The sequence below is a fragment of the Amycolatopsis sp. NPDC026612 genome (genome assembly GCF_040638285.1).
GTDB lineage: Bacteria > Actinomycetota > Actinomycetes > Mycobacteriales > Pseudonocardiaceae > Amycolatopsis.
Genome location: NZ_JBEZYB010000141.1, coordinates 1 through 12,471, shown reverse-complemented (window position 1 = coordinate 12,471; position 12,471 = coordinate 1). Strand labels below are relative to the sequence as shown.

Annotated in this window: 13 protein-coding genes; 9 read left to right on the top strand and 4 right to left on the bottom strand. The window is 71.7% G+C overall.

Annotation, left to right across the window (positions count from 1 at the left end; genetic code table 11):
- The 4 genes from AB0F15_RS43905 to AB0F15_RS43890 form a co-directional block, all read left to right on the top strand.
- Nucleotides 1-333 (top strand): M15 family metallopeptidase (locus AB0F15_RS43905; protein WP_360283686.1); only part of this gene is annotated, 333 nt, incomplete at its 5' end.
- 114 nt (nucleotides 334-447) lie between these two features.
- Nucleotides 448-1,509: a hypothetical protein gene (locus AB0F15_RS43900; protein WP_360283684.1), complete on the top strand. Its 1,062-nt coding sequence runs from the start codon at nucleotides 448-450 to the stop codon at nucleotides 1,507-1,509.
- Nucleotides 1,510-1,640: 131 nt separating this feature from the next.
- Nucleotides 1,641-2,081 (top strand): hypothetical protein, encoded by a 441-nt coding sequence (locus tag AB0F15_RS43895; RefSeq protein WP_360283682.1) that lies wholly within the window; start codon nucleotides 1,641-1,643, stop codon nucleotides 2,079-2,081.
- A gap of 79 nt (nucleotides 2,082-2,160) precedes the next feature.
- Nucleotides 2,161-2,934 carry a maleylpyruvate isomerase family mycothiol-dependent enzyme gene (locus AB0F15_RS43890; protein WP_360283680.1) on the top strand — a complete coding sequence of 258 codons (774 nt, stop codon included), beginning with the start codon at nucleotides 2,161-2,163 and terminating at the stop codon, nucleotides 2,932-2,934.
- On the opposite strand, the gene AB0F15_RS43885 is transcribed toward AB0F15_RS43890, so the two are convergent.
- A complete protein-coding gene (locus AB0F15_RS43885; RefSeq protein ID WP_360283678.1) occupies nucleotides 2,894-3,853 on the bottom strand; it encodes a LysR family transcriptional regulator in 960 nt (319 codons plus the stop codon). The genes AB0F15_RS43890 and AB0F15_RS43885 overlap by 41 nt on opposite strands.
- Before the next feature lie 84 nt (nucleotides 3,854-3,937).
- Here AB0F15_RS43885 and AB0F15_RS43880 point away from each other — a divergent pair, with 84 nt between their 5' ends.
- The 4 genes from AB0F15_RS43880 (at nucleotide 3,938) to AB0F15_RS43865 (ending at nucleotide 9,901) form a co-directional block, all read left to right on the top strand.
- Nucleotides 3,938-5,164, top strand: coding sequence for an MFS transporter (locus AB0F15_RS43880; RefSeq protein WP_360283676.1), 1,227 nt, complete (start codon nucleotides 3,938-3,940; stop codon nucleotides 5,162-5,164).
- A 37-nt stretch (nucleotides 5,165-5,201) separates the two neighbouring features.
- On the top strand, nucleotides 5,202-5,879 hold the full coding sequence (locus tag AB0F15_RS43875; protein WP_360283674.1) for an alpha/beta hydrolase: 678 nt from the start codon (nucleotides 5,202-5,204) through the stop codon (nucleotides 5,877-5,879).
- A gap of 473 nt (nucleotides 5,880-6,352) precedes the next feature.
- Entirely contained in the window at nucleotides 6,353-8,404 is a 2,052-nt protein-coding gene (locus AB0F15_RS43870; protein ID WP_360283672.1) for an RICIN domain-containing protein, read from the top strand.
- A gap of 33 nt (nucleotides 8,405-8,437) precedes the next feature.
- Nucleotides 8,438-9,901: an RICIN domain-containing protein gene (locus tag AB0F15_RS43865; protein ID WP_360283670.1), complete on the top strand. Its 1,464-nt coding sequence runs from the start codon at nucleotides 8,438-8,440 to the stop codon at nucleotides 9,899-9,901.
- 151 nt (nucleotides 9,902-10,052) lie between these two features.
- Here the strand turns inward: AB0F15_RS43865 and AB0F15_RS43860 are convergent, their stop codons facing one another.
- On the bottom strand, nucleotides 10,053-10,490 hold the full coding sequence (locus AB0F15_RS43860) for a MarR family winged helix-turn-helix transcriptional regulator (protein WP_360283668.1): 438 nt from the start codon (nucleotides 10,488-10,490) through the stop codon (nucleotides 10,053-10,055).
- A 73-nt stretch (nucleotides 10,491-10,563) separates the two neighbouring features.
- On the opposite strand from AB0F15_RS43860, the gene AB0F15_RS43855 reads away from it, so the two are divergent.
- Nucleotides 10,564-11,082 (top strand): phenolic acid decarboxylase, encoded by a 519-nt coding sequence (locus AB0F15_RS43855; RefSeq protein WP_360283666.1) that lies wholly within the window; start codon nucleotides 10,564-10,566, stop codon nucleotides 11,080-11,082.
- 123 nt (nucleotides 11,083-11,205) lie between these two features.
- On the opposite strand, the gene AB0F15_RS43850 is transcribed toward AB0F15_RS43855, so the two are convergent.
- Both AB0F15_RS43850 and AB0F15_RS43845 read right to left on the bottom strand, forming a co-directional pair.
- Nucleotides 11,206-11,421 (bottom strand): hypothetical protein, encoded by a 216-nt coding sequence (locus AB0F15_RS43850; RefSeq protein ID WP_360283664.1) that lies wholly within the window; start codon nucleotides 11,419-11,421, stop codon nucleotides 11,206-11,208.
- Nucleotides 11,422-11,751: 330 nt separating this feature from the next.
- Nucleotides 11,752-12,012, bottom strand: a complete 261-nt coding sequence (locus AB0F15_RS43845; protein ID WP_360283688.1) for a hypothetical protein — start codon at nucleotides 12,010-12,012, stop codon at nucleotides 11,752-11,754.
- Nucleotides 12,013-12,471: the final 459 nt, after the last annotated feature.

The following is a 12,471-nucleotide window of genomic DNA, read 5'->3' as shown; positions in this document are numbered from 1 at the left end:
GAAACCGTGGAGAAGTACAACTCGGACGACGACGCGTCGATGGCGGCGAACAACACTTCGGCGTTCAACTGCCGGGCGATCACCGGCGGCACCGCCTGGTCCAATCATTCCTATGGGCGCGCGATCGACGTCAACACCGTGCAGAACCCCTACATTTCCGGCAGTGGCGCGGTTTATCCGCCCAACGGGGCGCCTTATGTCGACCGTACGCAGAACGTGCCGGGCATGATCCACGCGGGTGACGTCACCGAGCGGGCGTTCAGCTCGCGTGGCTGGACCTGGGGTGGCTCCTGGGACACCCCGATCGACTACCAGCACTTCGAGAAGCCCTGACCCGCAACGGAAAAGCGCCCAGGATCGTCGCCGGACGGCTCGGTGGCGGTCCTGGGCGGACCCCCGGGTACGCTGCCGCGACCGAGCACGCGTACCGACTGGGGGCCACGAGCCATGGACATCGCTTCCGGGGTGGGCAGAGTCCGCGTCCACGAGCCCGTGCCGTACGTCCCTTCGGGGGCCGAACCGCAGTTCACCGGGTACGTCCGGGAGCTGACCAAGGCGACCGTCGTCCGCATCGGGCTCAGTGGCGCGCTGCTCGCCTTCGGGGTCGTGCTCGTGCTGACCGAACAGCCGGGGAATGTGCTGCCGTACTTCTACTTCGCCATCTTCGGCAGCTCGCTGGCGATGTGGTGTTACGTCCTGAGCCTGTACCGCCGGGTCCGGCACCTTTCCGGGGAGCCGTACCACCGGCTCGACGTCGCCCCGGACGGGTTGCTCGTGAAGGGGATGCGGGTTTCGGTGCGGTTGCCGGACGGACGGTGGCTGCGCACCCGGCTCCCGGACGCGCCGCGGGTGCAACTGGCCGGCGAGCGGCGGCTGTGGGTGCTGGGCACCGGCCGGCGGGTGTTCGTCCGCGTGCCCGGCGCCATGTGGTTGCGGACCGCGCGGATCGAGGCCACGCCGACGCCGGGGGCCACGCCCGTCGAACTCGTCTCGCGCGACCCGACGCCGCCGCGGCGTGATCCGGTGCTCGCCGCGCTCCGGGCGTCCCAGATCCGGCGGCTGATCGTCTCCGGCGTGACGTTCTCGGTGCTGGGCGCGGCGGGGCTGGGCGTGGTGTCGGCCGTGCCGCTCGACTCCGGCCGGCTCGCGGACTCGGCCGCGGTGGGCGGTGTCGCGGGTGCCGGCGGGGTGTTCCTGATGCTGGGCTTGCTGATGTTCGTCAGCATCGTGCGGGTCCGCCGTCCGATCACCGAGGACGTCTGGGTGGAGCTGCGGATCGCGCTGGACGCCCCGTTCGTGCCGCGTGCCCGCGGGCTGGTCCGGTTGACCGGCTGGGCGCTGCACCCGGACGGCCGGCAGTTGCGGTTCCGGCTGACCGCCGACGTTTCGCTGGCCACGAACGTCGCGCAGACCGGGCAGCTGTGGTTGCGGGGTCACCTGCGGCCGGGCAAACCGGCGAAGGCCGGCCTGCCGGGCTATCCGTGCGCGGGCAGCTTCCGCGTGGCCTGAGCGGAGCTACCTCGACCGCACCGCGCTCGGGCGGCAGAAAGCGGGCACGCACGCCCTTCGGCGGGCGTCGTGAGCCTGCCGTCCGTCGGTGCCGTGCGCGGGTCCGCGGCCGGGCAGGCTAGTTTGCCCGGGTGAGTCTCCTTGATGATGTGGCCGAGCGCGACGGCTGGCGATGCTGGGTGTGCGACGAACCGGTCGACCCGGACATGTCGGTGAACGACCCGCGGGGGCCCAGTGTCGACAGCCGGACCGCCGACCGGAAGGCCAAGGTCGCCGAGCGGCTCGCGCACCGCGGGTGCAACACGCGCAAGGGCGCGGTCAAGGTGGTCATCGCCTGGCCGGACCGCCTGCACGTGGTCGAACCCGCGCCGCTGATCACCGTGGCCGGACGGCTGGAGCGCAAGGGCGGCCGCGAGATGGTGGCCCGGTGCCCGACGAAGCAGGACGCCCGGGAAGCGGCGGATTGGCTGGTGGACCGGTTCTCCCGGCTGGTGCCGGGGCTGCCGGTCACCGCCGCCGTCGAGCCGGGCGGCGGCCAGTTCCTCGTCATCCTGGCCGCCGGCCGCCGCTGATCGGGCCGCACCGGGCCCACACTCGCGCCGACGCGGTGATCAGTGGAACACACGCGGCCGTCCGGGAGTTGTGCGTGGCATGAACCAACTCGTGGACCGCACGATCGCCGCCCTCCGCTCCGAGCACGACACGCTCGCCGGCCTCGTCCGGACCCTCACCGACGACCAGCTGGCCCAGCCCAGCGGCGCCGCGGAATGGACCGTCGCCCAGGCTCTTTCCCACCTCGGCAGCGGCGCCGAGATCGGCCGCGCGCCCATCGCGCGGGCCGCCGGAGAGACCGTGGCGGCCGAGGACAACCAGACGATCTGGGGCCGCTGGGACGCGTCCGCGCCGCGTGCGCAGGCCGAGGGCTTCCTCGAGCACAACGGCCGCTGGCTCGAAACGGTCGAAGCGTTCACGCCCGAGCAGCGCTCGTCGCTGACCGTCGACCTCGGCTTCCTGCCGGAGCCGGTCCCGCTGCTGACCGCGCTGGGCATGCGCCTCAACGAGGTGGCCAACCACTCGTGGGACGTGCGCGTGGCCTTCGACCCGAAGGCCGGGGTGGACGCCGGCTCGGCCGAGGTGCTCGTCGACCTCCTGACCGGGCCCATGGGCTTCTTGCTGGGCTTCCTCGCGAAGCCGGCCGAGCTCGCGGACCCGGTGTCGGTCGCGGTCCCCGGCGCTGCAGTGGTGATCGACGACGCGGTCGCCGTGGTGACCGAGCTCGAGGCGCCGACCGCGACGTTCAACGGCCCGGCGGAGGCGTTCGTCCGGCTGGTCAGTGGCCGGCTCAAGGCACCGTACGACCACGGCGTCACCGTCGAGGGCGGTGTCACGCTCGACGACCTGCGCCGCGTGTTCCCCGGCTTCTGACGGAATCGTCGGCTCCGGCGGCCGCCGGCATCCGCTCGGCGAGCTCGCGCGCGACGTCGACGGCGATCTCCCGCGTCCGGATCCCGAGCGGTGACGCGGTGCGGCCGGCGGGCCAGTACAGCGACAGTTCGCGGATGGGCGAGGGCTCCAGCGGGTGGATGGCGAGCTGATCGTCGGACCAGGCGTCCTGTCCGTGCAGCGCGAGCCACGGCAGCACCGCCCAGCCGATGCCCGCCCGCACCATCGACAGGATGGTTTCGTGGCCCGTGGTGCGGAACACGAACCGTGGCTGGGCGCCGGTGCGGGCGAGCGTCCGCTCCAGCCACCGCTGGTGGTGGGTGGGCGGCCAGGCGACCAGCGGGGCCTCGTCGAGGACCGGCACCCCGACCGGGCCGTCCGGCACCGCGCCCTCGCCCGTCACCAGCAGGTACGGCTCGTCGAACAGCTTGACGCGCTCGACGTCGCCGTCGACCGGGCCGTCGTGGAACAGCAGGTCCAGCTCCCCGATCCGCGGATCCTCCGGCGGCACGTCCGAAAGCCGGATGTCGCAGCCGGGGTGCTCGTCCAGCAGCCGGCGGATGACAACCGGCAGGATCAGGTTCGACACGCTCTGGAAGGTGCCGATGTCGATGCGCCCGTGGCCCGCCCGGAACCGGTCGACGGCGTCGGTGAGCGCCGCCGCGCGCGTCAGCAGCTCGCGGCCGTGGGCCAGGACCACCTCGCCGAGCGGCGTGATCCGGACGGGCTTCGGCCCGCCCGGCCGGTCGAAGACCGCGCCCCCGACGGCCTTCTCCAGCGCGGCGACCTGCTGGCTCACCGACGACTGGGTGTAGCCGAGCCGGGCGGCCGCTTGCCCGAACGTTCCTTCCCCGGCGATCGCGGCCATGGTCCTCAGGTGACGCAGCTCGAAGTCGGCCATGGCTCCTTAACATAGCCGGAAGCGATCGATTCCATCGGAAATCATCGCTTTTCGCCATGGACCCGCGCACCTAGCGTGCTGGTCATGACGACGACCTCGAGCACCATCGATCCGGCCGCCACGGGCCTCCCGGGCCGGCCGTCCTGGCCGCGCATGGGGCTGCCGCACCTGGTCTGGGCCCTGGCGGCCACGCACTTCGTCGGCCGGGCCGGGGGTGTGGTGCGGGCGTTCCTGGTGCTGTACCTGACGCAGGCGCAGCACTTCTCGCCGTCGGCCGCGGTGGTCGCGGCGGTCGGTGTGGGAGACATCGGCTCCCAGGTGCTCGGCGGCTGGCTGGGAGACCGGATCGGCAGGCGGACCACGATGCTCGTCGGATTCGTGGGTGCCGCGGCGGCGCTCGTCGCGCTCGGCTCGGCGGATTCGCTGCCCGGGATCTGGGCGGCCGCCGCCGGTGTCGGGCTGACGATGGAGCTGTTCCGCCCGGCCGGGTCGGCCGTGGTGGCCGACCTGCCCGCGCGGCAGCGGATCCGCGCCTTCGGGTTGCTCTACTGGGCGGCCAACCTCGGCTTCTCGGTCGCCACGGTCACGGCCGGGGTGCTGGCCGGGTCCGGCTACGGACTCCTGTTCCGGATCAACGTGGCGGCCTCGCTGATCGCAGCGCTGATCGTCTGGCGGCACGTGCCGGAAACCCGCCCGGCGCGGTCGGTGCGGATGCGGCGGGCGCTGCCGCCCACGGTGCTGCGTGACCGGGTGATGCTCGCGATGATGGCGATCCACGTCGGCTGCTTCACCCTGTTCCTGCAGACGTTCACGACGTTGCCGCTGCTGATGACGGCCGCCGGTCTCGGTCCCGCGACGTACGGCGGGGTGCTGGCGGTGAACGGGATCGCCGTCGTGGCCGGCCAGCCGTGGGCGGTCCGGCTGCTCGCCGGCCGCAGTGCCGACGCGGTGTCGGCCGGTTCGATGCTCCTGGTCGGGGCCGGCGCCGCGCTCGGCGCGGTGAGCCACGGCCCCGCCGGCTTCGCCGGATCCGTCCTGGTCTGGACCCTCGGCCAGATCGGGATCGCGGTCCGGTTCGGCGACACGTTCGCCGGCCTCGCGCCGGCCGACCTGCGGGGCGGGTACCTGGGCCTCGCCTCGGCCACCTGGAGCGTCGGCGCGGTGCTCGGCCCGCTGGCCGGAACCGCCCTGCTCGACCTGGCCGGAGCGACGGTCCTCGGCGCGGCGTGCGCGCTCGGCGGGATCGCCCTGTTCGCCGCCCGGCGGGCGCTCGCCCCGGCTCTGCGCCGCCGAACCGCCGCGCACGACTGATCCCACCGGACCCACCATGACCGAAAGGCAGTGCCGCATGAGGACGTATGTGCTGATCCACGGTGCCGGCGACGCCGGCTGGACCTGGCACCTGGTCGCCGCCGAGCTCCGGGCCCGTGGCCACGAGGTGGTGGCTCCGGACCTGCCCGCCGACGACGCCTCGGCCACCCTCACCGACTACGCCGACGCGGTGGTCGAAGCCGTCGGCCACCGGACGGACCTGGTCGTCGTCGGCCACTCGTTCGGCGGGTTCACCGCACCGCTGGTCGCCGACCGGCTCGGCGCCGCACTGCTGGTTCTGGTGGCCGCCATGATCCCCGCGCCCGGCGAGTCCCCCGGCGACTGGGGACGCAACACCGGCTGCGGCGAGGCCGTGCGGGCCCAGGCGGCGCGCGACGGCGGCCGCACCGGCAACGCCGACCCGCACGTCGGCTTCTACCACGACGTACCGCGTCCCCTCGCGGACGAGGCGCTGCGCCGGGAGCGGGCCCACCCGTCGCCTGCCGCGATGAACGAGCCGTGGCCGCCGGCCGCGTGGCCGGCCGTCCCCACCAGGTTCGTGCTGGGCAGCGAGGACCGCTGCTTCCCGCCGGATTTCCTGCGCGGGCTGGCGGTCGAACGGCTCGGCATCGTCCCGGACGAGATCGCCGCCGGTCACTGCGTCGCGCTCAGCCGTCCCACGGAACTGGCCGACCTGCTCGAGAGCTACCGATGACCTCGGCCGGGCGAGCTCTACTGTCCGAAGTGGACGGACCGGGCCCGCTGGCCCGGTTCGTCCGGCGACCGGCGCCGCAGTGCTCCGACGGCGGTGTGCCGGGCGACGGCCGGTCGAGGGTGCCGCTTCGTTCGAACCGATTCGATGACCCCTTCGGTGGCCGTGTAAGTTTCAGCCGCCGCGCGACGTCGCCGCTGCGGACCGGGTGCCGGATCAGGTCGACGCCGATGTCGAAGGTTCAATCACAGCAACGTTTTCCGGGCCCTGATCGCGCCCGGGACGAACGTCGTGGAGCGGGTCTCGTGACGGGCGCGAGCAAGACGCCATTGACCAGCTGTCGACCGGGTTCGTACTATTCGGCGACCCAATGGAGCGAACCGGTTCGACGACCGGCCCGCGGCCGCAGGAGGAAGTCGATGAGGACGAAACTCCGATCGGGACGCTTGGCGTCTGCGGTCGCAGCGGTTCTGGTGGTGGCATTCCCGCTCGTGCCGGCGGCTTCGGGGCACGCGGCGGCCGGTGAGTCGATGACGGTCGACCTCGCGTCGGCGCGCGGGCCCTCGACCGGGGTCGGCGAGGGGTTCCTGTACGGCATCAGCCAGGACGGCACGCAGCCGGCGGACCAGTACCTGCAGCCGCTGGGCATCACGGCCTTCCGCGGTGGCGGCTGGTTCTCCGGCGGCTGGATCAAGGACAACTACCAGAACGGCAGCGCCACCAAGGCCGACCTGAACTCGATCATCGCGCAGGCGAAGCGGCTGACCCAGCCGCCCTACCACGCCCAGTACCAGGTGCTGGTCAGCGACATCTACGGGGCGAACGGCGGTCAGCCGTCGAACACCATGTACCCGTGCGACAACGGCAACTGCTCGAACTGGATCAGCTTCATCGACGCCACGGTGGGGGCGTTGCAGGGCTCGGGCCTGAAGTTCGCCTACGACATCTGGAACGAGCCGGACATCTCCGCGTTCTGGACGCGGGGGGTGTCCAGCCCGCAGTACTTCCAGATGTGGGACACCGCCTACCGGGAGATCCGCCGGCTCGCGCCGGGCGCCCTGATCGTGGGGCCGTCGCTGGCGTTCACGCCGGACCAGAACCCGGCGGAGTGGAACGCGTTCCTGGCGCACACCAAGGCGGCCGGGACCGTGCCGGACGAGATCACCAACCACGACGAGGGCGACGGGGACGACCCGGTGCAGGTCGGCCAGTCGATCACCCGGTACCTCTCGAACAACGGGCTCTCGCCGATCCCGCTGTCCGCCAACGAATACCAGCCGGCCGACCGGCAGACCGCCGGGGTGACGGCCTGGTACGTGGCGCGGTTCGCGCAGTCGAACTACGTCAACGCGATGCGGGGCAACTGGGTCTGCTGCGTGACCCCGAACCTGACCGGCGTCCTCACCCAGAGCGGGGGGAACTGGCTGCCGACCGGCCACTGGTGGGTGCTCCGCGACTACGCGGACATGACCGGCACCCTGGTGAACACCTCCGGGCAGGTCGGCTCGACGGCGATCTCGGCGGCCAAGGACAGCGTCGCGAAACGGGCCGTCGCCGTCATCGGTGACGAGAAGGGGTACACCGGTCCCGCGTCCGTCGCCTTCACCGGGTTGTCCTCGGTGCCGTGGCTGGCCGGCAACGGCACGGTCAACGTCGTGGTGCAACGGATCCCGGACCAGGCGCCGCTGAGCGCACCGCAGGTGGTGTTCAGCCAGAGCGTCAACGCCTCCGGCGGCTCGGTGACGATCCCGTTCGCCTTCCAGGCTTCCCATGACGCCTTCGCCATCTACCTGACCCCCACGGGCTCGCCGAACGGCAACACGGTCACCGTCACCAGTCCCGGCAACCAGACGGGGACCGCCGGCACGGCGATCGCCGGGGTGCAGATCCGCGCCACGGACTCGGCGCCGGGGGAGAGCCTGTCCTACACGGTCACCGGCCTGCCGCCGGGACTGGCGATCAACGCCTCCTCCGGCCTGATCACCGGCACACCGGCGACGGGCGGGACCTACGACGTGACGGTCACCGCCACGGACACCACCGGCGCGTCCGGGACGGCGACGTTCACCTGGACCGTCTCCGGCGGCACGAGCGGCTTCCCGGCCGGCGACCACACGCTGGTGATCGCCTCCGACAACCTGTGCGTGGACGTGGCAGGCAACTCGAGCACCGCCGGCGCCGTCGTCGACCAGTGGGCCTGCAACGGGCAGGGCAACCAGCAGTTCCGGTTCGTCGCGGCCGCCGACGGCTACGGCGAGCTGCGGGCGCACAACTCCGGCCAGGACATCTCGGTGGCCGGCAGCTCGACGGCCCAGGGCGTCCCGGACATCGTCCAGCAGCCGGCGAACGGTGCCCCGGCGAGCCTGTGGCTGCCGCAGCGGCAGACGGACGGCTCGTGGCAGTTCAAGAACCGGAACAGCGGTCTGTGCCTGGACGTCTACGGCGCCAGTGGCACCGCGGGGCAACAGCTGGACCAGTGGCCGTGCAAGAACGCGCCGGGCACCAACCAGGACTTCGCCGCGCGCTGACGTCCCCCGTCCCGTCCATGGAGAGGAGCCCGGATGTCCGGCTCGCCGCACCAGTCCCCGCACAGGCCACTCGCTCTGCTCGTCGTCCTGCTCGCCACCCTCGCCGGCGTCCTGGTGCCCGCGGCACAGGCGCGGGCCGTGGCGAACACGTTCACCCTCGGCGCCACGCGCACCGACACCGAGGGCCGCGCGCTGCAGCTGCACGGCCTGGGCATCGTCCAGGTCGGTAGCACCTGGTACGGCTTCGGCGAGGACAAGACCGGCCAGACCACGGCCAACACCGCCTTCCAGGACATCCCCTGCTACTCCTCGACCGATCTGGCGAACTGGACCCACCAGGGGATCGCCCTGGCGAAGCAGAGCAGTGGTGACCTCGGACCGAACCGCATCGTCGAACGGCCCAAGGTCCTCTACAACGCCACCACCCGGACGTACGTGATGTACCTGCACATCGACAACACGAGCTACTCCGACCAGCGGGTCGGCGTGGCGACCAGTCCCACGCCGTGCGGCCCGTACACCTACCGGGGGAGCTTCCAGCCGCTGGGCAACCAGAGCCGCGACATCGGGCTGTACCAGGACACCGACGGCACCGCCTACCTGCTGAGCGAGAACGCCGGCCGCAGCCTGCGCATCTACCGCCTGTCCGCGGACTACACGTCGGTGGCGAGCGCGGTGGCGACGTTGCCGAACTACGAGTCCCCGGCCGTGGTCAAGGTCGGCGGGACGTACTACCTGCTGGCGTCCCACCTGACCGGGTGGGCCACCAACGACAACGTGTACGCGACCGCAACGTCGCTGGCCGGCCCGTGGTCGCCGTTCCGGAACTTCGCGGCGACGGGCACGAACACCTACAACAGCCAGACCGCGAACATCATCACGGTCCAGGGCAGTGCGGCGACCACCTACATCTACGCGGGTGATCGCTGGACGGGCAACGCCATGGGCAATTCGCCGCTGATCTGGCTTCCGCTCACGATCCGCGGCACGACGGTCAACCTGGGCCAGTACCCGAGCTGGAACCTTGACGCCGAGGCGGGAACGTGGTCGGCGAACGCGGGCCTGCCGAGTGCCACGACGCACGTGCTGAGGAACGCCGGCAGTTCGATGGCGCTGGACGCTTCGGGCGCCTCCACCGCGACCGGCGGCAAGATCATCCAATGGCCCGCGCACGGCGGCACCAACCAGCAGTGGCGGCTGACGAAGCTCGCCGACAACGTCTTCACGGTGGTCAACGTCAACAGCGGGCTGTGCCTCGACGTGCCCGACCAGTCGACGGCGAACGGAATCCAGCTGCAGCAGTGGACCTGCACCGGTGGCGCCGGCCAGCAGTGGGCCGCGGATCTGGTGGGCAGCCTCACCGGCAGCCAGTACGTCCTGGAGAACGTCAACAGCGGCCTCGTGATCGGGGTGCCGGGGTCGTCGACCGCGAGCGGGGCGCCGGTGGCCCAGCTCGGCGGGACGGGTGCCTCGAGCCAGGTGTGGACGGTCTCCTGAGCCGGCCGGCAGCTCCGACCTCCACGGTCGCGACCGTGGAGGTCGGTGGGTGAATGCGCCGCGCACGGCATGACTGCGGCGCAGGAGCGTGGGGGGAGCCGGATCGGCGGCGGGGGCACCGCTTCGTGAGCGGACGTCGCCGTTCCGGCCCTCAGGCGGATCCGTCGAGCGAGGTGGTGAGTTTCGCCAGGACGGGAAGGGCGGCCTCGAGCGTGGCACGGTCCTGTTCGGACAGTTCGTCGATCACCCGCGAGAGCGCGGCGCGGCTGGTGTGGTCGTAGCGGTTCAGCAGGTCGCTCGCCGTGGGTGTCGCGTCGAGGCGGACGGTGCGCAGGTTGCCGGGGTCGGGGGAGCGGTCGACCAGGCCGGCGACGGCCACGGCCTTGACGAGGTTGCTCACCGTGGACGGCGCGACGTGCAGGCGCGCGGCCACTTCGCGGGGGCTGAGCGGGCCGTCCGCGACGAGCACGCGCAAGAGTTCGATCTGGGCCTCCGGCAGGTCCGGCAGCCCGGCCGCGGTGCGCACGGAACGCAGGACGGCACGGCGGAGGGGGCCGAGCAGGCGGCTGAGTACGGCGGCGGTGTCCACCACCCCAGTGTGCCTCACCTTACGTTTGCCACAAAACTATTTTGTGGCAAAGTCGTAGGGGAAGGAGGCAGTCATGACCACCACCACCCAGCTGCTCGCCGAGCAGGATCTGTCCGGGCTCGTCGGCCGCCGGTTCGTCTACACCTACGCCAACGGCTGGCAGTACGAGATGTACGTCAAGAACGCCACGACCATCGACTACCGCATCCACTCGGGCATGGTCGGCGGCCGCTGGGTCAAGGACCAGCGCGTCGACCTGGTCCGGCTCGGCGAGGACGACTACAAGGTCTCGTGGAACGAGCCCACCGGCACGTCCGTCGTGGTGAACGTGCTGCCCGCGCGGCGCGCCCTGCACGGCGTGATCTTCTTCCCGCGCTGGGTGGAGGAGCACGGGGAGCGGACGGTGCTGTTCCAGAACGAGCACCTCGGCGAGATGCGGGCCTACCGCGACCAGGGGCCGACGTACCCGATCCACATCGTCCCGGAATTCGCCGAAATCACCTTGTTCGAAGAGGTCGGCGAGAACAACGAGGACGTCATCGCGGTGGCGCCGGGCGACCTGCCCCCGGGCTGGGCCGACCGGCGCGGCTGACGGGCCGGCACCCGGGCCGCCGTCACCCGGGCCGCGGGGCGATCGCGGCGCACAGCCTGCGCCGGGCGACCGCCTGCTCTGCGGCGGGAGATCGCCCGCGCCGGCCGGAGAACGACGTCGGAGTCAGCGGCGGCCGCGGCGCCCGGACGGGTCGTGGGCCCGGGTGTCCGCCTCGCTGGACCGTCGTTGCGGGCCGGGCGCGCCTTCGCCGTCGGCGAACGATCCCGGGGTGTACACGGGCTGGAGGAACAGGCTCCCGTACCGGTCGCCCTGGGGCGCGGTGTGCGCTTCGGGGCGGGGTTCTTCGGCGGCCGGGTGGCTGAACAGCGAACTGTCCACGGTGGAAGTGGTGATCAGGGGATCCTTTCGTGGACGCCACCGGCGGTGGCGTGCTTCAGGCGGGCGGCGGCAGGCCGCCCTCGGCGTTTCGGCCGCGGTGCCGTCCGCGGGGAGCGGGTGGGCACTGTTGCCGGTGGTGTCCGGGTCCGCGACGGTCACGAGGATGTTCGCCGGATCGGCGACGTGTCCGGTGGTGGGCTCCCGGCTTCAGCCGTGGGTGGTTCGGCGGCCGTGAAGAGATCGGCCGAACCGGTTCCGAGGACAGCGCAGGTTTGACCACTTGCGCACGAAAGACTCTCGGACACCACTGAGCGTACACGACGGTGTGTGTCACGCGCCGAGCCGGCTGTACAGCCGGCTGGCGAGGGACGCGGCGAGCCGGTTCAACCCGCCCAGCGGGTCCTGCTGGGCGAACTGCCCGAGCAGTTCCGCCGCCGCGTAGGCCTCCGCCTCCGACATCAGGGCCACGCACTGCTCCCGCCGGCCGCGCTCCAGCAGCCGCGCCAGGGCCTCGGCGTACTCGCCCAGGTCACGCACCCCCGCGAGGCCGTACCGCTCGCCCAGCGGATCGTGCATGCCCTCGTCGCTCATGGTCATGTACCCCTGCCCCCTCGATGCCTCCGACGCGCCGCAGAAAATCTATGCCGCGTGGAGTAGACATTCGGCGGCGGGTGTGAGTAAGGTTCCTCTTGTACCGAGAAGACAACGTCTAGCAGGCGCGGGAGAGGACGTAACTACCCGCGAGGTGAGACAAGATGGTCAGGCAGTACGGGGCCGATCCAGGTTTCAAGGTTCCGGCTGGTGACCGTGGCAGTGAGCCCGGGGCCGGGTTGTGAAGAGGTTCGACCAGTAATGCCGGCCCCGCGGAACCCACGCCGAAGCCGGGCGGAGCAGGTGCGCCCGAAGCGATCAGCGGTTTGTGTAGTGCAGTGTGTAGTGCAGTTTGTGTAGTAGTGCAGTACCCGGTAAGTGGAAAACACAGGAAAGAAGGGATCGGGAACATCATTGGATCGCCCGCAGCGGCTCGGTAACGCCGCGCGGGTGCCGCAG